Raw genomic sequence first — 21,671 nt, 5'->3', positions numbered from 1 at the left:
TGCAGGCCACGAGCAGCGCGGTACCGGCCAGCAGGCCGAGGGCTAACTTGAACAGGCGCGAACGACGCAGACGTTGATTCATCATCAGGCTTGCTCCTCCCGAGCGGGTTGTGGACGGAAATGCCATCGGAACCGGGCCCGCGGCCGCGGCCCTCAAACCTTGCGCAGCCGCATGCGCGCGGCCTCGGCGTGGCCCTGCAGGCCCTCGCCCTCGGCCAGCGTGACGGCGATCGGCCCGAGCACCTGGGCCCCGGCCTCGCTGACCTCGATCAGGCTCGAGCGCTTCTGGAAGTCGTACACGCCCAGCGGGCTCGAGAAGCGCGCGGTGCCGCTGGTGGGCAGCACGTGGTTCGGGCCGGCGCAGTAGTCGCCGAGGCTCTCGCTGGTGAAGGCGCCGAGGAAGATCGCGCCGGCGTGGCGCAGCAGCGGCTCCCAGCGCTGCGGCTCGCTGCTGCTGACTTCCAGGTGCTCGGGTGCGATGCGGTTGCTGATCTCGCAGGCCTCTTCCATGCTCTTCGTGTGGATCAGCGCGCCGCGGCCATTGAGCGAGGCGGCGATGATCGCCGCGCGCGGCATGGTCGGCAGCAGGCGGTCGATCTCGGCCTGCACGCGGTCGATGTAGGCGGCGTCGGGGCACAGCAGGATGCTCTGCGCGAGCTCGTCGTGCTCGGCCTGGCTGAACAGGTCCATCGCCACCCAGTCGGGCGGCGTGCTGCCGTCGGCCAGCACCAGGATCTCGCTCGGGCCCGCGATCATGTCGATGCCCACGGTGCCGAACACGCGGCGCTTGGCGGCCGCCACGTAGGCATTGCCGGGACCGGTGATCTTGTCGACAGCGGGAATGGTCGCAGTACCGTAGGCCAGCGCGGCCACGGCCTGCGCGCCGCCGATGGTGAAGGCACGCGTGACGCCGGCCACGTAGGCGGCCGCCAGCACCAGCACGTTGCGCTCACCCTTGCCCGACGATTCGCCGCCGGCGCCGCCGGTGGCCACGCTGCCCTTCACCGGGGTGGGCACGACCATGATGATCTCGCCCACGCCGGCCACGTGGGCCGGAATCGCGTTCATCAGCAGGCTCGACGGATAGGCCGCCTTGCCGCCGGGCACGTAGATGCCCACGCGATCGAGCGGCGTGACCTTCTGGCCCAGCAGCGTGCCGTCGGCATCGCGGTAGCTCCAGCTCTCGCCCGAGGCCTTCTTCTGCGCCTCGTGGTAACTGCGCACCCGGTCGGCCGCGGCCTGCAACGCCTCGCGCTGCACGGCGGGCAGCGAGTCGAAGGCCTGCTTGAAGTCGGCCTGGGTCAGTTCGAGTTCGGACACCGAAGCGGCGCCCAGGCCGTCGAAGCGGCGCGTGTACTCGAGCACCGCCGCGTCGCCGCGCGTCTGCACGTCGGCCAGGATGTCGGCCACCGTCTTCTCGATCGCGGCATCGGCATCCGCGGACCAATGCAGCCGCGCCTTGAATTCAGCATCGAAGCTGGCTGAAGTCGTGGACAGTCGGGCGGGGGCTGCTTGCAGGGTCATTTGGCGAAGTGCGGTTCGAGGGATCAGGCGGAGGGAATGGCCGACGCGAAGGCGTCGATGATGCGGCGGATGGGTTCGCGCTTGAGCTTGAGCGCGGCCTGGTTGACGACCAGGCGCGCGCTGATGTCCATGATGCGCTCGACCTCGACCAGCTGGTTGGCCTTGAGCGTGTTGCCGGTCGAGACCAGGTCGACGATGGCGTCGGCCAGGCCGGTCAGCGGCGCGAGCTCCATGCTGCCGTAGAGCTTGATCAGGTCGACGTGCACGCCCTTGCTGGCGAAGAAGTCGCGCGCCAGGCCCACGTACTTGGTCGCGACCTTGAGGCGCGAGCCCTGGCGCACGGCCGAGGCGTAGTCGTAGTCGGCGCGCACGGCCACGCTGAGGCGGCAGGCAGCGATGCGCAGATCGAGCGGCTGGTACAGGCCCTGGTTGCCGTGCTCGAGCAGCACGTCGAGGCCGGTCACGCCGAGGTCGGCGCCGCCGTACTGCACGTAGGTCGGCACGTCGGAGGCGCGCACCAGCACCACGCGCACGTCGGGGCGGGTGGTGCCGAGGATCAGCTTGCGCGACTTCTCGGGGTCTTCCGTGACCTCGATGCCGGCCGCGGCCAGCAGCGGCATGGTCTCTTCGAAGATGCGGCCTTTGGAAAGCGCCAGGGTGATCATGCGGTGGCTCCGGTCACGCGTTCGATGTCGGCCCCAAGGCCGCGCAGCTTGGCTTCCATGCGGTCGTAGCCGCGGTCCAGGTGGTAGATGCGGTCGACCAGGGTCTCGCCCTCGGCCACCAGGCCGGCGATGACCAGGCTGGCCGAGGCGCGCAGGTCGGTCGCCATCACGGTGGCGCCCGACAGTTGCTGCACGCCCTCGACCATCGCCACCTTGCCCTCGACGTGGATGCGCGCGCCCAGGCGCACCATCTCGTTCACGTGCATGAAGCGGTTCTCGAAGATGGTCTCGGTGACCATCGAGGCGCCGTGTGCGATCACGTTGAGCGCCATGAACTGCGCCTGCATGTCGGTCGGGAAGCCCGGGTACTCGGTGGTGCTGAAGCTCTGGGCCTTGAGCTGTTCGGCGCCCTTCGAGGCGATGCGGATGCCGTCCTGCGCGCAGGCCACTTCGCAGCCGGCGTCGCGCAGTTTGTCGATCACCGCGTCGAGATGGTCGCCGCGCGCATGGCGCAGCAAGGCCTCGCCGCCCGCGGCCGCCACGGCGCACAGGAAGGTGCCGGCCTCGATGCGGTCGGCCACCACGGCGTGCTCGCAGCCGTGCAGCGTCTCGACGCCCTGGATGCGGATGTGGCTGGTGCCGTGGCCCTCGATCTTCGCGCCCATGCGGATCAGCATCTCGGCCAGGTCGACGATCTCGGGCTCCTGCGCGGCGTTCTCCAGCAGCGTCTCGCCCTCGGCCAGCGCGGCCGCCATCAGGAAATTCTCGGTGCCGGTGACCGTGACCATGTCGGTCAGGATGCGCGCGCCCTTCAGGCGCGTGCGGCCGGCGGGCAGGCGCGCGACCATGTAGCCGTGCTCGACCACGATCTCGGCGCCCATGGCCTGCAGGCCCTTGATGTGCTGGTCGACCGGCCGCGAGCCGATGGCGCAGCCGCCCGGCAACGACACCTTGGCGTGGCCGAAGCGCGCCAGCAGCGGGCCCAGCGCCAGCACCGAGGCGCGCATCGTCTTCACGAGTTCGTACGGGGCCTCGGGGCGGGTCAGGTCGCCGGCGTTCAGGCGCACCGTGCCGTTGTCGTCGCGCTCGGCCGACACGCCCATGTTGCGCACCAGCTTGAGCATGGTCGACACGTCCTGCAGGCGCGGCACGTTGTGCAGCACCACGGGCTGGTCGGTCAGCAGGGCCGCGCACAGCTCAGGCAGCGCGGCGTTCTTGGCGCCGGAAATGAGTACTTCGCCGCGGAGCTGGCGCCCGCCGCGAATCAGGAGTTTGTCCATCGAAGGTCCAGCGAGTGGCTCGCAAAGGGCCCGCAGGCCCGGAGAGTTATTTTTCAGCCGCCGCCCATTCGGACGGCGTGTAGGTCTTCATCGAGAGCGCATGCACCTCATCGGTATGCATTTTCGCACCGAGGGTGGCGTAGACCCGCTGATGGCGCTGGATCGAGCGCTTGCCCTCGAATTCGGCCGAGACGATGGTGGCGTACCAATGTCGGCCGTCCCCCTCGAGCGCGATGTGCTCGCACGGCAGGTGGGACTGGATGATGGCCTTGAGTTGGTCTGCGGTCATGGAGTGTGGGGTGGGCCGTTCAGCCTCGGATTTTGTAGCCGATCTTCAGCAGGTGGACCGCGATCGCGCTGACCACGAGCCAGGCGCTGCCGACGATCCCGAAGCTCAGCCACGGCGAGGCGTCGCTGACACCGAAGAAGCCGTAGCGGAAGCCGTCGATCATGTAGAAGAAGGGGTTCAGGTGACTCACCGACTGCCAGAACGGCGGCAGCGAACCGATCGAATAGAACACGCCCGACAGGAAGGTCATGGGCATGATCAGGAAATTCTGGAACACGGCCATCTGGTCGAACTTCTCGGCCCAGAGCCCCGCGATCAGGCCCAAGGTGCCGAGCATGGCCGAGCCGAGCAGCGCGAACACCAGGATCCAGAGGGGCGCCGCGAAGTCCGGCACGGCGAAGAAGATCGTGACCAGGAACACGCCGAGCCCCACCGCCAGCCCGCGGATCACCGACGAGCCCACGTAGGCGAGGAACCAGCCCCAGTGCGACAGCGGCGTGAGCAGCACGAACACGAGGTTGCCCATGATCTTGCTCTGGATGATCGAGGACGAGCTGTTGGCGAACGCGTTCTGCAGCACGCTCATCATCACCAGGCCCGGGATCAGGAAGGCGGTGTAGCCGACGGTGCCGTAGACCTTCACGTGGTCTTCGAGCACATGGCCGAACACCATCAGGTAGAGCAGCGCGGTGAGCACCGGCGCGCCGACGGTCTGGAAGCCGACCTTCCAGAAGCGCAGCGTTTCCTTGTAGAGCAGCGCGCGCCAGCCGGTGACAGCCATCATCGCGCGACCTCCAGCGGCGTCTGCTCGCCCGCCATCAGGTCGATGAACACGTCTTCCAGGTCGGCCTTGCGCATTTCCACGTCTTCCACCGCCACGCCGGCCTGCCGGATGGCGGCCAGCAGTTGTTCGACCTCATGCGCGTTCTGCGCCGGCAGCTGCACGATGCGGCCCGTGATGCGCGCATGCTGGGCGATTTCCCAGGGCAGCATCGCATCGGTCTTGAAGCGCAGCACGTTGCTCGCGGCCGACTTCAGCAGCTCGCTGGTGCGGTCGAGCGCGATCACGCGGCCGAGCTTGAGCATCGCGATGCGGTTGCACAGCGCCTCGGCTTCCTCGAGGTAATGGGTGGTCAGGAGCACCGTGCTGCCCTGCTTGTTGAGCCGTGCGACGAACTGCCACAGCGTCTGGCGCAGTTCGACGTCGACACCCGCGGTGGGCTCGTCGAGCACGATCACCGGCGGCTTGTGCACCAGCGCCTGCGCCACCAGCACCCGGCGCTTCATGCCGCCCGAGAGCTGGCGCATGTTGGCGGTGGCCTTGTCGGTCAGGCCCAGGCTCTGCAGCAGCTCGTCGATCCAGGCCTCGTTGTTCCTGATGCCGAAGTAGCCCGACTGGATGCGCAGCGACTCGCGCACGTTGAAGAAGGGGTCGAACACCAGCTCCTGGGGCACGATGCCGAGCTGGCGACGGGCCTCGGCGTAATCGCGCTGCACGTCGAAGCCGTGCACGCGGATCGACCCGGACGTGGGACGCGACAGGCCCGCGAGCATGCTGATCAGCGTGGTCTTGCCGGCCCCGTTGGGACCGAGCAGGCCGAAGAACTCGCCGGGCTCGATGTCGAAGCTGACCTCATCGACCGCTCGCAGCCCGGCCTTGCCCTGGGCCCGCTGCTGTCGTGAGGGAGGATAGGTCTTGGAGACCGATTGGAATGAGATCGCGGGCATGGGAGGCCGGGATTTTAAGGGCGCGGGTCCTCCAGCGCAGTTCGTGCGGGAATGCAAGCCCGGCGGACCCTTAAGGACCGCGGGCCCGGTTCGGATCAGAATCGCGCCCGACGCCGGGCGGGGCACCGCCACCGCCGGCCGTCGCAAGGAGCCCTCGTGATGCGATCGTTGCACCGCCCTCCCCGGCCCTGGCTGGCCGCCGGGGCCCTCATTCTTGCGAGCCTGCTGTCCGCCTGTGGCGGCGGCGGTGGTGGAGGGGGTGGAGGCTTCCCCGGCGTCGGTGGAGCGCCGCCGCCCAGCACGGCCGAGCTGCCGGCCCGCGAGGCGCTGATCGCCCGCGCGCGTGCGCTCGAGCTCAACACGCCCTACGTGCCGCCGCCCGGCAACGTGCTCGAACACAACACCTCGGGCTATGCCAAGGCGATGTGCTCGGCGGTCTTCATCACCGGGCTCGACCCGGACGTCGCCGCCGAGACCATCGGCTACTTCGTCGGGCCGTATTCGGAACGCCGGAAGGTGGGCAAGCCGGTCGTCGACCGCACGAAGCGCGAGGTGCGCATCGCCATCCCCGGCGGCCCGACGCTGACCGCGCGCCAGTTCGGCTCGCAGGGCTGCGTGACGCTGCCGCCCGGGCGCGACGACGTGTTCTTCACGCCGCTCGAGGTCAAGAGCACGCTGCCCGATGCGGCCACCCAGCCCTGGCCGATGGGCGACCTGCTGCCGAGCACCCCGCCGCCGGTCGGCGTGAACATGGCCAAGGTGGCGCAGGCCGTGGACGCCGCCTTCGCCATCCCCGAGGCCTACACCTCGGCCTTCGTGGTCACGCACAAGGGCCGGATCATCGGCGAGCGCTACATGCAGGGCATCGGCCCGACGACGCCGCTGGAATCGTGGTCGATGGGCAAGAGCGTGGTGGCCACGATGATGGGCGTGCTGATCAAGCAGGGCGTCTACACGCTCGACCAGCCGGCGCCGATTCCCGAATGGCAGGGCGAAGGCGACGGCCGCCAGAAGATCCGCATCTCGGACCTGCTGCACATGTCGAGCGGGCTGCGCATCAAGGCGCCCGACGATCCGGACTTCGATCCCAACGGCACCTACCCCGACCACCTCTACTTCTACACGGGGCGGATCAACGCCTTCAACTACGCCGCCACGCGGCCGCAGCAATGGCAGCCCAACCTCGTGGGCCGCTACCGCAACACCGACCCGGTGCTCGCCAGCTACCTGGTGCGCCTCGCGGTCGAGAAGCGCGGCGAGGAGTACCTCTCGTTCCCGCAGCGCGCGCTGTTCGACAAGATCGGCATCCGCTCGATGGTGCTGGAGACCGACCCCTACGGCAATTTCCTGGCGCAGGGCTACGACTTCATGTCGGGCCGCGACTGGGCGCGGCTGGCCAATCTGTACCTGCAGGACGGGGTCTGGAATGGCGAGCGCCTGCTGCCCGAGGGCTACGTGAACTTCGTGCGCACCGTGGCGCCGGGCTGGGCGGCCGACAAGCGGCCGATCTACGGCGGCTTCTTCTGGCTCAACGGCGCGATCAGCGGTGCCACCGTGTTCCCGGTGCCGACCTCGGCCTACTACATGCTGGGGGCCGACGGGCAGGTGGTGCTGATCGTGCCCTCGCACGACCTGGTGATCGTGCGCATCGGGCACTCGAAGGGCGCACCGGTCTACAGCCGGTCGCTCAACGATGCGCTGAAGCTGCTGATGGAGGCCGTTCCAGCCTCCTGAGCTCGTAAAGACGAGGGGAAGTAGGGATCAGGGCGCGGCCGGCAGCAGGCCGGCGATCCCGTAGAGCGCCGCCAGCTCGCGCAGTCGCGGCGACAGGCCCTTCACCGCGAAGCCGCGCCCGAGCGCGCTGGCCTCGCGGCGGCATTCGAGCAGCACCGCCAGCGCCGACGAGTCGAACTGCACCAGCGCGCTGGCATCGACCACGGTGGCGGAGGCATCGGCCTGGCCGGCGAGGCCCTTCTGCAGCATGCGCATGCAGGCGGGCGCCTCGTCGTGCGTGAGCTTCGTCGGCAGGACCAGCATGGCCTCGGCTCCTGTTTTGGCGTGCCGGCCGGGCTCAGCCCTTGCCGCTGCCCTTGTTGCGGGCGGCCAGCGCGGTGATCAGGCCGTCGATGCCGCGGGCGTTGATCTCCTGCGAGAACTGGGTGCGGTAGGTATCGACCAGCCACACGCCGAGCACGTTGAGGTTGTAGACCTTCCAGCCGCCGCCCTGGCCGGGCGTCTTCTCGAGGCGGTAGTCGAGCTGGACCGGGTCGCCGCGGCCGCGGACCTCGGTGCGCACCAGCACTTCCTTGTCGTCGGGCGAACCGCGGTAGGGACGCACGGTGACGGTCTGATCGCTCACCTGGTCGAGCGCGCCGGCATAGGTGCGCACCAGCAGGGTCTTGAACTCTTCCTGCAGGCGCTTCTGCTGCTCGGGCGTGGCCTGGCGCCAGGCCGGGCCGACGGCCGAGGCGGTCATGCGCTGGAAGTTGACGTTCGGCATGATCTTGCTGTCGACCAGCAGCATGATCTTGTTGACGTCGCCGGCCTTGATCGAGGTGTCGGCCTTGATGGTCTCGAGCACGTCGGTCGACAGCCGCTTGACCAGCGCGTCGGGCGCTTCGTCCGCGGCCTGCGCGGGACGCATGAAGGCGACGCCGGCGCCGATCAGCAGCGCGCCGGCCAGCACCAGGCGGCCGAGGCTGCGTCGTTGAATCAAGGTCTGGGTTTTTGTCATGATCGTGAGTCCCTCTGGTTGAATCTGCCGCGCGGCTCTTCGAAAAAGAGAGCAGCCGCGCCAAGTCTGGAACGGTTTCGACAGGGTACCGGCTCGCGGGGTTCCTGAACGTCGGATGAAGCCTGCAACCGGATGCAAGCAAATGCCGCAGCCGGTTGCCTGGGTCGCCATGCGCCAGGCACGGCGGGCCGGCGCTTACTTGCCGTCGTTGCCCTTGCTGTCCTTGCCGTCGATGTCCTCGCGCTCGTCGGGCGGGTTGCCGTCGTAGATGTCGCTGCGGCGGTGCTGCAGGTAGGCGTCGCGCGTGAAGGTGTACTTGTCGAGCGCCGCATCGTCGAGCAGGCGGCCGGCGCGCAGGTACTTGGCGCGGGTGTCGACCAGGTTCAGCACGTTGAGCGAATTGCGCCACGCCACGTCGTTCATGTGCGAGATCGGATCGCCCCAGCGGTCCACCGGCAGCGCCGCGGCATCGCGCACGGTCGAGGGGCCGAGCAGCGGCAGCACGAGGTACGGGCCCGAGCCCACGCCCCAGTAGCCCAGCGTCTGGCCGAAGTCCTCGTCGTGGCGGTCGATGCCCGCCTCGGTGGCGATGTCGAGCAGGCCGCCCAGACCGAAGATGGTGTTGACGTTCAGCCGCATGAAGGTCTGCGCGCTGTTCTGCAGCTTGGCCTGCGCCACGTTGTTGGCGAGGTTCCAGACGTCGCCCACGTTGTTGAAGAAGTTGGCGACGCCGGTGCGCACCAGCGAGGGCAGCACGCGGGTGTAGGTGGTGGCCACCGGCACGAGCACGTTCTCGTCGACGACGTCGTTGAAGCGGGTCACGCCCCGGTTGAAGGGCTCGAGCGGATCGAGCGGATTGGCCTGCGGGCCGGTGGCGCACGCGGCGAGCACCGACAGAACGGCGGAAAGGCCCAGCCAGCGGGCACAGGTAGCTATGTTCTTCATAGCATTCGACATGGGGTGACGGTTTTTCATTTCTTGTTGCTGTTGGCCGGCGTGGAGCTTCCCTCGGCGGCCTTGCTGTAGAGGAACTGGCTGATCAGGTTCTCGAGCACCACGGCCGATTGGGTCGCTGTGATCGTGTCGCCGGCCTGCAGGTTCTTCTCTTCGACGCCTGCCTCGATCCCGATGTACTGCTCGCCGAGCAGGCCACTGGTGAGGATCTTCAGCGAGCTGTCCTTGGGAAAACTGTAACGGTTTTGCAATGCCAGCGTCACGTCGGCCTGAAATGTCTTGTCGTTGAACGAGATGGACTGCACGCGGCCGATCACCACGCCAGCGCTCTTGACGGCCGTCTGCGGCTTGAGGCCGCCGATGTTGTCGAAGCGCGCGGTGACCGTGTAGGTCTTCTGGAAGTTCAGGCTCAGCAGGTTGGCCGACTGCAGCGCGAGGAACAGCAGCCCGGCCGCACCGAGCAGCACGAACAGGCCGACCCAGATGTCGTTGTTGGAACGTTGCATGGTTGCACTCTCTATCTAGAACGATCGGGGGCGAGCCCCTTCAGATACTGAACATCATGGCGGTGAGCAGGAAATCCAGCCCCAGCACCGACAGCGAAGCCGCCACCACCGTGCGCGTGGTGGCGCGCGACACGCCCTCGGGCGTGGGCTGCGCCTCGTAGCCCTGCAGCAGCGCGATGAAGGTCACGGTGAAGCCGAACACGATGCTCTTGATGACGCCGTTGCCGACGTCGCGCCAGACATCGACGCCCGCCTGCATCTGGCCCCAGAACGCGCCGGGGTCGACGCCGAGCATCAGCACGCCCACCACGTAGCCGCCGAGGATGCCGACCGCGCTGAACACGGCCGCCAGCAGCGGCATGGTGATCACGCCGGCCCAGAAGCGCGGCGCGAGGATGCGCTGCACCGGGTCGACCGCCATCATCTCCATGGCACTGAGCTGCTCGCCGGCCTTCATAAGACCGATCTCGGCCGTGAGCGAGGTGCCGGCACGGCCCGCGAACAGCAGCGCCGCCACCACCGGCCCGAGCTCGCGCACCAGGCTCAGCGTGACCAGCAGGCCGAGCGCTTCCGAGGAGCCATAGCGCTGCAGCGCGTAGTACATCTGCAGGCCGAGCACGAAGCCCACGAACAGACCCGACACCGCGATGATCGCGAGCGAGTAGTTGCCCAGGAAATGGATCTGGTCGCGCACCAGCGCGAAGCGGCGCAGGCTGCGCGAGCCCTGGAAGGCGAGCCGCATGAACAGCTTGGCGCCATAGCCGAGGTCGGCCAGCTTGCTGCGCACGGCGAAGCCGACATCGCCGGGGTTCCACCAGCTCATGACCCGCTCCCGCTCATCGGACCGAAGTCGTCCTCGATGCTGACGCCCGGGTAGTGGAAGCGCACCGGCCCGTCGGGCAGCGCATGCACGAACTGGTGCACCAGCGGGTCGCTGCTGTTGCGCACCTCGTCGGGCGTGCCCTGGGCGGCGATGCCGCCGTTGGCGAGCACGATCACCTGGTCGGCGATGCGGAAGGTCTCCTCCACGTCGTGCGACACGATGATGCTGGTGAGTCCCAGCGTGTCGTTGAGCTGGCGGATCAGCCGCGCCGCGGTGCCGAGCGAGATCGGGTCGAGGCCGGCGAAGGGTTCGTCGTACATCACGAAGTCGGGGTCGAGCGCGATCGCGCGCGCCAGCGCCACGCGCCGCGCCATGCCGCCCGAGACTTCGCTGGGCAGCAGATCGCGCGCGCCGCGCAGGCCGACGGCATCGAGCTTCATCAGCACGATGTCGCGCACCAGCGCCTCGGGCAGTTCGGTGTGTTCGCGCAACGGAAAGGCCACGTTGTCGAGCACGCTCATGTCGGTGAACAACGCGCCGAACTGGAACAGCATGCCCATGCGGCGCCGTGCGGCATAGAGCGCGGCGGAGTCCATGCGGCCGACGTCCTGACCGTCGAACAGCACCTCGCCGCGCTGGGCGCGCTGCTGGCCGCCGATGAGGCGCAGCACGGTGGTCTTGCCCCCGCCCGACGCGCCCATGAGCGCCGTGACCTTGCCGCGCGGCAGCGAGAACGAGACGCCATCGAGGATCGCGCGCGCGCCATAGCCGAAGCGAACGTCGCGAAACTCTACGAAGGGCTGTGGCTGTGCGGCTGGGTCCATCTCAATAAAAAAGCCGGGCGCCCTGAGGAGGCATCCCGGCATGCGGTTTCCGCGGATGATAAAGGAGCCACGAGAAGCCCCGCCGAATTGAAACAAATTTCCGCCGGGCCGGCCTGCTCCGTTTGGAGGAGACGCCCGCCCTCCCGAGGGAGCGCGGGCGCGGCACCTGGACTTATCGCGGCAGGTCGCTGAAACCCATCAGGAACTCGTCGACCGAGCGCGCGGCCTGGCGGCCCTCGCGAATCGCCCACACCACCAGCGACTGGCCGCGGCGGATGTCGCCGGCGGCAAAGACCTTCGGCACGTTGGTGGCATAGCCGCCGATGAAGTCGACGCTGGCCTTCGCATTGCCGCGCGCATCCTTCTCGACGCCGAAGGCATCGAGCACGGTCGCCACGGGGCTCACGAAGCCCATCGCGAGCAGCACGAGGTCGGCCTTGAGCACCTGCTCGCTGCCGGCCACTTCCTGCATCTTGCCGTCCTTCCACTCGACGCGAACGGTCTTCAGGCCGGTGATCTTGCCCTTCTCGCCGATGAATTCCTTGGTCGAGATCGCGAACTCGCGCTCGCAGCCCTCGTCGTGGCTGGAGCTGGTGCGCAGCTTGATCGGCCAGTAGGGCCAGGTCAGCGGACGGTTCTCTTCCTCGGGCGGCTGCGGCATCAGCTCGAACTGCGTGACGCTCACGGCGCCATGGCGGTTGCTGGTGCCCACGCAGTCGGAGCCGGTGTCGCCGCCGCCGATCACGATCACGTGCTTGCCGTCGGCGCGCAGCTGGCCCTTGACCTTGTCGCCCGCGTTGACGCGGTTCTGCTGCGGCAGGAACTCCATCGCGAAATGGATGCCGTCGAGGTCGCGGCCGGGCACAGGCAGGTCGCGCGACTGCTCGGCGCCGCCGGTCAGCAGCACGGCGTCGAAGTCCTTCTGCAGCTGCTCGGGCGTGACGGTTTCCTTGGCCAGGTTCGTGACCTTGGAACCCTTGCCCAGCGGATCCTTGGCGGCGCCGACGACCACGCCGGTGCGGAACACCACGCCCTCGGCCTTCATCTGCTCGACGCGGCGGTCGATGTGCGACTTCTCCATCTTGAAGTCGGGGATGCCGTAGCGCAGCAGGCCGCCGATGCGGTCGTTCTTCTCGAACAGCGTCACGTCGTGGCCGGCGCGCGCGAGCTGCTGCGCGGCGGCCATGCCGGCCGGGCCCGCGCCCACCACCGCGACCTTCTTGCCGGTCTTGTGCTTGGCCACGCGCGGCGCGACCCAGCCCTCGTCCCAGGCGCGGTCGATGATCGCGTGCTCGAGCGACTTGATGCCGACCGCGTCGTCGTTCACGTTGAGCACGCAGGCCGCCTCGCAGGGAGCGGGGCAGATGCGGCCGGTGAACTCGGGGAAGTTGTTGGTCGAGTCGAGCACCGCGAAGGCGTTCTGCCAATCGTTGCGGTACACCAGGTCGTTGAAGTCCGGAATGATGTTGTTGACCGGGCAGCCGCTGTTGCAGAACGGCGTGCCGCAGTCCATGCAGCGCGCGCCCTGCACCTTCGCCTGGTCGGTGTTCAGGCCGACGACGAATTCCTTGTAGTGCTTGAGCCGTTCCTCGACCGGGCGATAGCCCTCCTCGATGCGCTCATGCTCCAGAAAACCGGTGATCTTTCCCATCGTGCTGTTCCTTCGTTGTGTCTTCGTTCACCGGCGCCTTCAGGCGGCGGCCGGCGCCGTCTTGGGCGCGGCGGCGATCGCATGCGGCTCGAGGCCGACGTGCGCGTTGTTGCCGGTGCTGGCGAGCTCGACCTTGCGGTCGTGCAGCTCGCCGAGGGCGCGCTTGTACTCGTTGGGGAAGACCTTGACGAACTTGGTGCGCGACACGGCCCAGGTGTCGAGCAGTTCGCGCGCGCGCTTGCTGCCGGTCCAGCGGTGGTGTTCCTCGAGCAGCTTCTTCAGCTGGGCCTCGTCGGTCTCGCCGCCGTGCCAGATCTTGCGATGCACGCTGGCGGTCTGCTCGGCCGAGGTCAGCACCTTCTCGAGCGAGACCATCGACATGTTGCAGCGCGAGGCGAACTGGCCGTCCTCGTCGTAGACGAAGGCCACGCCGCCGCTCATGCCGGCCGCGAAGTTGCGACCGGTCTTACCGAGCACGGCCACCGTGCCACCGGTCATGTATTCGCAGCCATGGTCGCCCGTGCCTTCGATGACCGCCGTGGCGCCCGACAGGCGCACCGCGAAGCGCTCGCCGGCCACGCCGCACAGGTAGGCCTCGCCGGTGGTCGCGCCGTACAGCGCGGTGTTGCCGACGATGGTGTTGCGCACGGCCTCGCCGCGGAAGTCGAGGCTGGGGCGCACCACCACGCGGCCGCCCGACAGGCCCTTGCCGGTGTAGTCGTTGGCGTCGCCGATCAGGTACAGCGTGATGCCGCGGGCCAGGAAGGCGCCGAACGACTGGCCGCCCGTGCCCTCGAGCTGGATGCGGATCGAGTCGTCGGGCAGGCCCTGCGGATGCACCTTGGTCAGCGCGCCCGAGAGCATCGCGCCCACCGAGCGGTTGACGTTGCGTGCCACCTCGATGAACTGCACCTTCTCGCCCTTGTCGATCGCGGGACGCGACTTCTCGATCAGCCGGACATCGAGCGCCTTGTCGAGACCGTGGTCCTGGTTCTCGACGTGGAAGCGCGAGACATCGGCCGGCACGTTCGGCAGCGCGAACAGGCGGCTGAAGTCGAGGCCCGAGGCCTTCCAGTGCTCGATGCCCTTGCGCATGTCGAGCAGGTCGGCGCGGCCGATCATGTCGTCGAACTTGCGGATGCCGAGCTGGGCCATGATCTGGCGCACTTCTTCCGCGACGAAGAAGAAGTAGTTGACGACGTGCTCGGGCTTGCCCGAGAACTTCTTGCGCAGCACCGGGTCCTGCGTGGCCACGCCCACCGGGCAGGTGTTGAGGTGGCACTTGCGCATCATGATGCAGCCCTCGACCACCAGCGGCGCGGTGGCGAAGCCGAACTCGTCGGCACCCAGCAGCGCGCCGATCGCGACGTCGCGGCCGGTCTTCATCTGGCCGTCGGCCTGCACGCGGATGCGGCTGCGCAGGCGGTTGAGCACCAGCGTCTGCTGCGTCTCGGCCAGGCCGATCTCCCACGGGCTGCCCGCATGCTTGATCGACGACCAGGGCGAGGCGCCCGTGCCGCCGTCATGGCCGGCGATCACGACGTGGTCGCTCTTGCACTTGGCCACGCCCGCGGCGATGGTGCCGACGCCGATCTCGCTGACCAGCTTCACGCTGATGCTGGCGTGCGGCGCGGTGTTCTTCAGGTCGTGGATCAGCTGGGCCAGGTCCTCGATCGAGTAGATATCGTGGTGCGGCGGCGGCGAGATCAGGCCCACGCCCGGCACCGCGTAGCGCTGCTTTCCGATGTACTCGGTGACCTTGCCGCCGGGCAGCTGGCCGCCCTCGCCCGGCTTCGCGCCCTGGGCCATCTTGATCTGGATCTGGTCGGCCGAATGCAGGTACTCGGCCGTGACGCCGAAGCGGCCCGAGGCCACCTGCTTGATGCGCGAGCGCAGCGAGTCGCCGTCCTTCAACGGCAGGTCGACCTCGACGTTCTCGGCGCCGATCACGCTGCGCAGCGTGTCGCCCTGCTTGATCGGGATGCCCTTGAGCTCGTTGCGGTAGCGCGCGGGGTCTTCGCCGCCTTCGCCGGTGTTGCTCTTGCCGCCGATGCGGTTCATGGCCACGGCCAGCACCGAATGCGCCTCGGTGCTGATCGAGCCCAGCGACATCGCGCCGGTGGCGAAGCGCTTGACGATGTCGGCCGCCGACTCGACCTCGTCGACCGGAATCGCCTTCGCCGGATCGATCTTGAACTCGAACAGGCCGCGCAGCGTGAGGTGGCGGCGGTTCTGGTCGTTGATGAGCTGGGCGTATTCCTTGTACGTGTTCCAGTTGTTGGCGCGCGTGCTGTGCTGCAGCTTGGCGATCGCGTCGGGCGTCCACATGTGCTCTTCGCCGCGCGTGCGCCAGGCGTATTCGCCGCCGGCGTCGAGCATGCTGGCGAGCACCGGGTCGTCGCCGAAGGCGGCCTTGTGCATGCGGATGGCTTCCTCGGCGATCTCGAACACGCCGATGCCTTCCACGCGGCTGGCGGTGCCGGTGAAGTACTTGCTGACGGTCTCGCTGTTCAGGCCGATGGCCTCGAACAGCTGGGCGCCGCAGTAGCTCATGTAGGTGCTGACACCCATCTTCGACATGATCTTCGACAGACCCTTGCCGATCGCCTTCACGTAGTTGTAGATCGCCTTCTCGGCGCTCAGCGCGCCCGGCAGGTCGGCATGCATGCCGGCCAGGGTGTCCATCGCGAGGTAGGGATGGACCGCCTCGGCGCCGTAACCCGCGAGCACGGCGAAGTGGTGCACCTCGCGCGCCGAACCGGTTTCGACCACCAGGCCGGCCGTGGTGCGCAGGCCCTCGCGCACCAGGTACTGGTGCACGGCCGACAGCGCCAGCACGGCGGGGATCGCGACCTGCGTCGGGCCGACGCCGCGGTCGCTGACGATCAGGATGTTGTGGCCGCCCTTGATGGCATCGACGGCTTCGGCGCACAGCGAGGCCAGCTTGGCTTCGACGCCTTCGTCGCCCCAGGCGAGCGGATAGGTGATGTCGAGCACGTAGCTCTTGAACTTGCCCTGCGTGTACTTGCCGATGTCGCGCAGCTTCGCCATGTCGGCGAAGTCGAGGATCGGCTGGCTCACCTCGAGCCGCATCGGCGGGTTGACCTGGTTGATGTCGAGCAGATTGGGCTTGGGTCCGATGAAGGACACCAGCGACATCACGATGGCTTCGCGGATCGGGTCGATCGGCGGGTTCGTGACCTGGGCGAACAGCTGCTTGAAGTAGTTGTACAGCGGCTTGTTCTTGCTCGAGAGCACGGCCAGCGGGCTGTCGTTGCCCATCGAGCCGATGCCCTCTTCGCCGGCCTGCGCCATCGGGCTCATCAGGAACTTGATGTCTTCCTGGGTGTAGCCGAAGGCCTGCTGACGGTCGAGCAGCGCGACCTGCGAGATCGGCGCGGTCACCGGCTCGGCCTGCACGCTGTCGAGCTTGATGCGCAGGTTCTCGATCCACTGCTTGTAGGGCTTGCTGTTGGCGAGGGTGGCCTTGACCTCCTCGTCGTCGATCATGCGGCCCTGCTCGAGGTCGATCAGGAACATCTTGCCGGGCTGCAGGCGCCACTTGCGCACGATCTTCTGCTCGGGCACGGGCAGCACGCCCGACTCGGAGGCCATGATGACCAGGTCGTCGTCGGTCACGCAGTAGCGCGAGGGACGCAGGCCGTTGCGGTCGAGCGTGGCGCCGATCTGGCGGCCGTCGGTGAACACGATCGAGGCCGGGCCGTCCCAGGGCTCGAGCATGGCGGCGTGGTATTCATAGAACGCGCGGCGGCGCGGGTCCATGGTGCTGTGCTGCTCCCAGGGCTCGGGAATCATCATCATCACGGCCTGGCTGATCGGGTAACCGGCCATCGTCAGCAGCTCGAGGCAGTTGTCGAAGGTGGCGGTGTCGGACTGGCCCGCGAAGCTGATCGGGTAGAGCTTCTGCAGGTCGGCGCCGAGCACGGGCGAGGACATCACGCCCTCGCGCGCCTTCATCCAGTTGTAGTTGCCCTTGACCGTGTTGATTTCGCCGTTGTGCGCGACGTAGCGGTACGGGTGGGCCAGCGGCCACTCGGGGAAGGTGTTGGTCGAGAAGCGCTGGTGCACCAGGCCCAGGGCCGAGACGCAGCGCTTGTCCTGCAGGTCGAGGTAGTAGGTGCCGACCTGATCGGCGAGCAGCAGGCCCTTGTAGACCACGGTGCGGCTCGACATGCTCGGAACGTAGTATTCCTTGCTGTGCTTGAGCTTCAGGCGCTGGATGTTGGCGCTCGCGGTCTTGCGGATCACGTAGAGCTTGCGTTCCAGCGCGTCCTGCACGATCACGTCGTTGCCGCGGCCGATGAAGACCTGGCGCAGCAGCGGTTCCTTTTCGCGCACGGTGGGCGACATCGGCATGTCGCGGTTGACCGGCACGTCGCGCCAGCCCAGCAGCACCTGGCCTTCGGCCTTGATCGCGCGTTCCATTTCCTGCTCGCAGGCCTGGCGCGAGGCGTGTTCCTTCGGCAGGAAGATCATGCCGACGCCGTACTCGCCCGGCGGGGGCAGCGTGACGCCCTGCTTGGCCATCTCGTCGCGGTACAGGTGGTCGGGCAGCTGGATCAGGATGCCGGCGCCGTCGCCCATCAGCTTGTCGGCGCCCACGGCGCCGCGATGGTCGAGGTTCTCGAGAATCTTCAAGCCCTGCAGCACGATGGCGTGGCTCTTCTCGCCCTTGATGTGGGCCACGAAGCCGACGCCGCAGGCATCGTGCTCGTCGGCACCGGAATACAGACCGTGTTGTTGGAGATGTTGAATCTCGGCAGCCGTCGTCATGGCGCACTCCTTCAGTTTTCGCAGGGATTGGGAGCATATTGCGATGCACAAAGAATGCCAAACACTTTAATGGGGGTCAGATTCCGATTAAATCTTGAGTTTTCTTGTCAGAATTTAATTGGGGACATATCAAATTGGATAGCGGAAGACCACGACTGCACAGCGGCTTCCGCCCTTTTTCAGTTCAGATCTTGGTGCCCGAAGGCGGCCGGCCGGCCTTGGCCGGCAGCACGCGGCGCTCGGTGTTCTTCTGCAACGCGTCCAGAAAATCCGCATCGCCGGCCGCCCAGCCACGCAGCGTGGCCTCGGTCAGCGCCGACTGGTCGGCGGCCCGGACGCCCGCGCGCACCAGTTCGACATACGCCGCCTCGCGCGCGAACGGGGTGTTGCCGAGCTCCCAGTACAGCGGATGGGGCGTGAGCAGCCGGTCGTGCCGCAGCCCCGCGTAGTGCGCATGGCTGGACCACGCGAAGTCGCGCGGATCGATCACCAGCCCCGCGCGCACCGGGTTGAGGTCGATGTAGGCCATGCAGGTCAGCAGGTAGCGCTCGGTCTGGATCAGGGTCGACCTGTAGCGCCCTTCCCACAACGTGCCGCTGCGGCCATGGCGGTCGTTGAAATAGCGCACGTAGCTGCGCCCGACCGACTGCATGAGCTGCGGCAACCCGGTGGCGCTGTCGGGCGTGGCCAGCAGGTGGAAGTGGTTGTCCATCAGCACGTAGGCATGCACCGCGACGCCGAAGCGCGTGGCGCTGTCGGCCAGCAGGGCGAGCAGCTTCTCGTGGTCCGCGCGGTCCACGAAGATCGGCTGGCGGTTGTTGCCGCGCTGGATCGCGTGGTGCGGCAGGCCGGCAAGGGTGAGACGGGGAAGGCGGGCCATGGGCCAGGAAGGGGTTGACGCGCGAGGCTTGTATCCTAAGCCGCCCGCCGAACCATTCCATCCTGGCGGGGGAGGAGCCATTCGATGTTCAAGTTCTTCAAGGAAATGCTCGATACGGTCAAGGAAGGCATGGCGGAGGGACGCGCCGAACTGGCGCAGGAAGCCGCCGAGCGCGAGGCCAAGGCCCAGCAGGACGGCGCGGCGCTCGAGGCCCGGCTCGCGACCTCGTCGCGCTACGAGAACATGGCCGTGGCGCTGGCCGCGATCTACCGCGAGACCTTCGCCCCCGAGCTCAAAGCCGCCAAGGAAGCGAACCGCAGCGCGGTGCACCTGCTGTGCGTGCCGATCCCCGACGAGGAAGTCGCGCCATGGAAGAAGCTGCTGGCGCGCGACTTCGACGCGGGCGACGAGGCACAGGCACGCGAAGCCATCGCCGACACCCACGACGCGGCCGAGGCGATGGCCCGAAGCACGGATGGCGAACTGGCGGTGTGGATCGCCCGCTTCGCGCACCTCGCGACCGGCTCGGCGGCGGTCGGCTACCTGGAAGCGTGCGAAGCGCTGGACGCGCTCGAGCCGGCGGTGGCGCTGGCGATCGAGCGCTTCGACGGCTGGGAGCACTACGGCCGCAGCTTCCTCGAGGGCGAGCGCGATGCCGCGGGCAGCAACTTCATGGGCCGCAAGGTGCTGGCTTCGGTGACCGAACGGCTGCTGGAAGACGAACGCAGCCCGTGGAAGACGCTGGCCTGGCCCGCGCGCGACGCGCTGCCGTCGCTGCTCGCCTCGCGCTGACCCGGCGCGGCGTTCGGCTCGCCTTCTCAGTCGAGCCGAAAGCGCGTATCGCCCAACGCATCGAGCCCGAACTGCGCCAGCAGCTCACGCAACCGCGCCGCCGCACTCGCCTTGCGCTGGCCGGTGTGGCGCGCGAGGATCAGTTCGTTCTTCATGCTGTGCTCCCAGCCCACGAGCTCGGTCACGGTGACGCTGTAGCCGTTGGCCTCGAGGTACAGGCAGCGCAGCACGTTGGTGAGCTGACTGCCGATCTCGCGCGTGTGCAGCGGATGGCGCCAGAGCTCGGCCAGCGGTGTGCGCGAGAGCGCCAGCGCCTTGGTCTCGCGCAGGCAGGCCGCCACCTCCGCCTGGCAGCAGGGCACCAGCACCATGCAGCGCGCCTTCTTCGCGAGGCCGAAGGCGATCGCGTCGTCGGTGGCGGTGTCGCAGGCATGCAGCGCGGTCACCACGTCGATCTGCGGCGGCAGCTCGCTGGCGCTGGCGGATTCGGCGACCGTGAGGTTGAGGAAGGACATTCGGTCGAAGCCCAGCCGCTGCGCGAGTTCGCGCGACTTCTTGACCAGCTCGGCACGCGTCTCGATGCCGTAGACGTGACCGCCCTGCCCCGCGCGGAAGAACAGGTCGTAGACGATGAAGCCGAGGTACGACTTGCCCGCGCCATGGTCGGCCAGCGTGGCGTTGGCGCCGCCCTCGGGCAGTTCGCGCAGCAGCTGCTCGATGAACTGGAACAGGTGGTAGACCTGCTTGAGCTTGCGGCGCGAGTCCTGGTTGAGCCGGCCCTCGCGCGTGAGGATGTGCAGCTCCTTGAGCAGCTCGACCGACTGGCCCGGGCGCAGGGCCTCGGCGAGTTCGGCATCGGCCTTCGCCACCTTGGCGGTCTTGCCGCCCTTGGCGGAATGGTCGTCGCGGGTTTTCTTCGGTGTGTGGGTATTCATGTGGGGGTGCTCCCGGGGCCGACGTCGAGCGCGGCCCAGCCTTCGGGCCCCAGGGCCTCGAGGGTGTCGATGTTGCGGCCGAAGATCTCTTCGGCATCGGGAAAGGCCTCGACCGCGCGGTCCACGCTCTCTTCGCGCAGCAGGTGCAGCGTGGGGTAAGGCGCGCGGTTGGTGGCGTTGCCGATGTCGTCGGGCTCCGTGCCGCCGAACTGGAACCGTGGATGGAAGCTCGCGAGCTGCAGCACGCCGTCGAAGCCGGCCTTGGCGAGCCGGCGCTCGGCGCGCGCCGTGAAGTCGTTGAAATCGAGGAAGTCCAAAAGCGTGTTCGGCGCGATCAGCAAGGTGGTGTCGCGCTCGGCGGCATCGAGCGCGACGAGCTGGCGGGCTTCGGCGAGCAATGCGTCGAGCAGGTCGTCATGCTCGGCGGGCAGGTAGGTGGCGTAATGGATCTGGCCCTTGACGTGCACGGCCTTCGCGAACGGGCACAGGTTGAGGCCGATCACCGCGCGCTCGAGCCAGCGGCGCGTGTCGGCGACGGTCTGCTCGACCGTGATGGAAGCATTGCCGCTCATGGCGTCGCCGCCTCCAGTGCCAGCCGCGCGCGGCCGAGCCGGCGCGCGATCGCGATGCCGGTCAGCGAGCAGGCCAGCGTCGCGACCCAGGTCCAGTGCCATCCGCCGACGCGGTGCGCTACCCAGGCGACAGTCGGCGGCGCCAGGAACTGGCCCAGCGACGAGGCCTGCTGCATCAGCCCGACGGTGGTCGACACGGTGGCCGGCCCGGGCGCGAAGCGCACGCCGAGCAGGAACAGCGTGGCCGGCACCATGCCGCCCGCGAGCGAGAAGGCGCAGACGGCCACGAAGCGCAGCGAGGCGGGCAGCCCGATGGCATCGGCGCCCGGTCCGCGCAGTTCCGCGAAGGCCGCGATGCCGCCCAACGCCATGATCAGGAAGCCCCACTGCAGCAGCCGCTCGGGCGCGATGCCGCGCTGCAGCCAACGCCCGCCCATGATGTTGCCGACGATGTTCATCGCCGCGGCCAGTGCCGTGAGCACCGCGTTCCAGCCGGCCGGCACGCCCGCGCCGGCATAGATCGCGGGCAGGAAGCCGATCACCGCCATCCACTGCGCCGAGTAGACGGCGAAGCTCAGCGCCGTGAGCCAGGGCCCGCGCGCGCCGACGGTGGTGCGCAGGCGCGACCAGCCGCTCTCGGGTGCGGTGGCGGCGATCGGCGCGCGTTGCCGGTCGGCCGGCACCGCGACGAACAGCCAGGCCGCCGCCAGCGCCGACACC

The 21,671-nt window shown here is 68.2% G+C and carries 18 protein-coding genes and 2 pseudogenes; 2 read left to right on the top strand and 18 right to left on the bottom strand.

Features of this window, described 5'->3' with window-relative positions; all coding sequences use genetic code 11:
- Positions 1–153 precede the first annotated feature (153 nt).
- The 6 genes from hisD to AC27VN_RS08445 are packed head-to-tail and all read right to left on the bottom strand — an operon-like array spanning position 154 to position 5,486.
- Entirely contained in the window at positions 154–1,524 is a 1,371-nt protein-coding gene (gene hisD, locus AC27VN_RS08470) for a histidinol dehydrogenase (protein WP_208513633.1), read from the bottom strand.
- 23 nt (positions 1,525–1,547) lie between these two features.
- Positions 1,548–2,189, bottom strand: a complete 642-nt coding sequence (gene hisG / locus AC27VN_RS08465; RefSeq protein WP_057596768.1) for an ATP phosphoribosyltransferase — start codon at positions 2,187–2,189, stop codon at positions 1,548–1,550.
- Positions 2,186–3,469 carry a UDP-N-acetylglucosamine 1-carboxyvinyltransferase gene (gene murA / locus AC27VN_RS08460; protein ID WP_490876242.1) on the bottom strand — a complete coding sequence of 428 codons (1,284 nt, stop codon included), beginning with the start codon at positions 3,467–3,469 and terminating at the stop codon, positions 2,186–2,188. The genes hisG and murA overlap by 4 nt, the downstream gene beginning before the upstream one ends.
- Positions 3,470–3,515: 46 nt before the next feature.
- Positions 3,516–3,758 (bottom strand): BolA family protein, encoded by a 243-nt coding sequence (locus AC27VN_RS08455; protein ID WP_057596770.1) that lies wholly within the window; start codon positions 3,756–3,758, stop codon positions 3,516–3,518.
- Positions 3,759–3,777: 19 nt separating this feature from the next.
- Entirely contained in the window at positions 3,778–4,542 is a 765-nt protein-coding gene (locus AC27VN_RS08450) for an ABC transporter permease (RefSeq protein WP_490876241.1), read from the bottom strand.
- Positions 4,539–5,486, bottom strand: coding sequence for an ABC transporter ATP-binding protein (locus tag AC27VN_RS08445; protein ID WP_490876240.1), 948 nt, complete (start codon positions 5,484–5,486; stop codon positions 4,539–4,541). The genes AC27VN_RS08450 and AC27VN_RS08445 overlap by 4 nt, the downstream gene beginning before the upstream one ends.
- A 159-nt stretch (positions 5,487–5,645) precedes the next feature.
- On the opposite strand from AC27VN_RS08445, the gene AC27VN_RS08440 reads away from it, so the two are divergent.
- The gene (locus AC27VN_RS08440) at positions 5,646–7,220 is read left to right on the top strand and encodes a serine hydrolase domain-containing protein (RefSeq protein ID WP_490876239.1); all 1,575 of its coding nucleotides are present in this window, start codon (positions 5,646–5,648) and stop codon (positions 7,218–7,220) included.
- A 27-nt stretch (positions 7,221–7,247) separates the two neighbouring features.
- On the opposite strand, the pseudogene AC27VN_RS08435 reads toward AC27VN_RS08440, so the two are convergent.
- The 9 genes and pseudogenes from AC27VN_RS08435 to AC27VN_RS08395 form a co-directional block, all read right to left on the bottom strand.
- Positions 7,248–7,532, bottom strand: a pseudogene (locus AC27VN_RS08435) (STAS domain-containing protein); the annotation flags it as partial.
- 25 nt (positions 7,533–7,557) lie between these two features.
- The gene (locus tag AC27VN_RS08430; protein WP_093351976.1) at positions 7,558–8,220 is read right to left on the bottom strand and encodes an MlaC/ttg2D family ABC transporter substrate-binding protein; all 663 of its coding nucleotides are present in this window, start codon (positions 8,218–8,220) and stop codon (positions 7,558–7,560) included.
- A gap of 195 nt (positions 8,221–8,415) precedes the next feature.
- A complete protein-coding gene (locus AC27VN_RS08425) occupies positions 8,416–9,165 on the bottom strand; it encodes an MlaA family lipoprotein (RefSeq protein ID WP_490876238.1) in 750 nt (249 codons plus the stop codon).
- Positions 9,166–9,191: 26 nt separating this feature from the next.
- Positions 9,192–9,680, bottom strand: a complete 489-nt coding sequence (gene mlaD, locus AC27VN_RS08420; protein WP_093351981.1) for an outer membrane lipid asymmetry maintenance protein MlaD — start codon at positions 9,678–9,680, stop codon at positions 9,192–9,194.
- 40 nt (positions 9,681–9,720) lie between these two features.
- Positions 9,721–10,503: a lipid asymmetry maintenance ABC transporter permease subunit MlaE gene (gene mlaE / locus AC27VN_RS08415; protein WP_208508699.1), complete on the bottom strand. Its 783-nt coding sequence runs from the start codon at positions 10,501–10,503 to the stop codon at positions 9,721–9,723.
- Positions 10,500–11,327: an ABC transporter ATP-binding protein gene (locus AC27VN_RS08410; protein WP_281077295.1), complete on the bottom strand. Its 828-nt coding sequence runs from the start codon at positions 11,325–11,327 to the stop codon at positions 10,500–10,502. The genes mlaE and AC27VN_RS08410 overlap by 4 nt, the downstream gene beginning before the upstream one ends.
- A gap of 172 nt (positions 11,328–11,499) precedes the next feature.
- On the bottom strand, positions 11,500–12,978 hold the full coding sequence (locus tag AC27VN_RS08405; protein WP_208508697.1) for a glutamate synthase subunit beta: 1,479 nt from the start codon (positions 12,976–12,978) through the stop codon (positions 11,500–11,502).
- Positions 12,979–13,017: 39 nt separating this feature from the next.
- Entirely contained in the window at positions 13,018–17,772 is a 4,755-nt protein-coding gene (locus AC27VN_RS08400; RefSeq protein WP_093351990.1) for a glutamate synthase-related protein, read from the bottom strand.
- Between the two features lie 184 nt (positions 17,773–17,956).
- A complete protein-coding gene (locus AC27VN_RS08395; protein ID WP_490876237.1) occupies positions 17,957–18,652 on the bottom strand; it encodes a transposase in 696 nt (231 codons plus the stop codon).
- A gap of 84 nt (positions 18,653–18,736) precedes the next feature.
- Here AC27VN_RS08395 and AC27VN_RS08390 point away from each other — a divergent pair, with 84 nt between their 5' ends.
- The gene (locus AC27VN_RS08390; RefSeq protein ID WP_490876236.1) at positions 18,737–19,444 is read left to right on the top strand and encodes a DUF1266 domain-containing protein; all 708 of its coding nucleotides are present in this window, start codon (positions 18,737–18,739) and stop codon (positions 19,442–19,444) included.
- Between the two features lie 26 nt (positions 19,445–19,470).
- Here AC27VN_RS08390 and AC27VN_RS08385 read toward each other — a convergent pair whose 3' ends face one another.
- The 3 genes and pseudogenes from AC27VN_RS08385 to AC27VN_RS08375 all read right to left on the bottom strand — a co-directional run.
- Positions 19,471–20,379, bottom strand: a complete 909-nt coding sequence (locus AC27VN_RS08385; RefSeq protein WP_490876235.1) for a class I SAM-dependent methyltransferase — start codon at positions 20,377–20,379, stop codon at positions 19,471–19,473.
- A complete protein-coding gene (locus tag AC27VN_RS08380; RefSeq protein WP_490876234.1) occupies positions 20,376–20,951 on the bottom strand; it encodes a DUF1415 domain-containing protein in 576 nt (191 codons plus the stop codon). Before AC27VN_RS08380 ends, AC27VN_RS08385 begins: the two co-directional genes overlap by 4 nt.
- Positions 20,948–21,671, bottom strand: a pseudogene (locus AC27VN_RS08375) (MFS transporter); the annotation flags it as partial. The gene AC27VN_RS08380 and the pseudogene AC27VN_RS08375, both read right to left, overlap by 4 nt.

This window comes from Variovorax sp. 20P10.2.4 (assembly GCF_058244205.1).
This window is presented reverse-complemented; position numbering and strand designations above follow the sequence as displayed.

Excerpts from the sequence above, each read along its gene's own strand:
- AC27VN_RS08425 (WP_490876238.1), bottom strand. The coding sequence starts at position 9,165 with ATGAAGAACATAGCTACCTGTGCCCGCTGGCTGGGCCTTTCCGCCGTT.
- AC27VN_RS08455 (WP_057596770.1), bottom strand. The coding sequence starts at position 3,758 with ATGACCGCAGACCAACTCAAGGCCATCATCCAGTCCCACCTGCCGTGC.
- AC27VN_RS08440 (WP_490876239.1), top strand. The coding sequence starts at position 5,646 with ATGCGATCGTTGCACCGCCCTCCCCGGCCCTGGCTGGCCGCCGGGGCC.
- AC27VN_RS08395 (WP_490876237.1), bottom strand. The coding sequence starts at position 18,652 with ATGGCCCGCCTTCCCCGTCTCACCCTTGCCGGCCTGCCGCACCACGCG.
- AC27VN_RS08445 (WP_490876240.1), bottom strand. The coding sequence starts at position 5,486 with ATGCCCGCGATCTCATTCCAATCGGTCTCCAAGACCTATCCTCCCTCA.
- mlaD (WP_093351981.1), bottom strand. The coding sequence starts at position 9,680 with ATGCAACGTTCCAACAACGACATCTGGGTCGGCCTGTTCGTGCTGCTC.
- AC27VN_RS08385 (WP_490876235.1), bottom strand. The coding sequence starts at position 20,379 with ATGAATACCCACACACCGAAGAAAACCCGCGACGACCATTCCGCCAAG.
- AC27VN_RS08400 (WP_093351990.1), bottom strand. The coding sequence starts at position 17,772 with ATGACGACGGCTGCCGAGATTCAACATCTCCAACAACACGGTCTGTAT.
- murA (WP_490876242.1), bottom strand. The coding sequence starts at position 3,469 with ATGGACAAACTCCTGATTCGCGGCGGGCGCCAGCTCCGCGGCGAAGTA.
- hisD (WP_208513633.1), bottom strand. The coding sequence starts at position 1,524 with ATGACCCTGCAAGCAGCCCCCGCCCGACTGTCCACGACTTCAGCCAGC.
- AC27VN_RS08410 (WP_281077295.1), bottom strand. The coding sequence starts at position 11,327 with ATGGACCCAGCCGCACAGCCACAGCCCTTCGTAGAGTTTCGCGACGTT.
- mlaE (WP_208508699.1), bottom strand. The coding sequence starts at position 10,503 with ATGAGCTGGTGGAACCCCGGCGATGTCGGCTTCGCCGTGCGCAGCAAG.
- AC27VN_RS08405 (WP_208508697.1), bottom strand. The coding sequence starts at position 12,978 with ATGGGAAAGATCACCGGTTTTCTGGAGCATGAGCGCATCGAGGAGGGC.
- AC27VN_RS08390 (WP_490876236.1), top strand. The coding sequence starts at position 18,737 with ATGTTCAAGTTCTTCAAGGAAATGCTCGATACGGTCAAGGAAGGCATG.
- hisG (WP_057596768.1), bottom strand. The coding sequence starts at position 2,189 with ATGATCACCCTGGCGCTTTCCAAAGGCCGCATCTTCGAAGAGACCATG.
- AC27VN_RS08430 (WP_093351976.1), bottom strand. The coding sequence starts at position 8,220 with ATGACAAAAACCCAGACCTTGATTCAACGACGCAGCCTCGGCCGCCTG.
- AC27VN_RS08450 (WP_490876241.1), bottom strand. The coding sequence starts at position 4,542 with ATGATGGCTGTCACCGGCTGGCGCGCGCTGCTCTACAAGGAAACGCTG.
- AC27VN_RS08380 (WP_490876234.1), bottom strand. The coding sequence starts at position 20,951 with ATGAGCGGCAATGCTTCCATCACGGTCGAGCAGACCGTCGCCGACACG.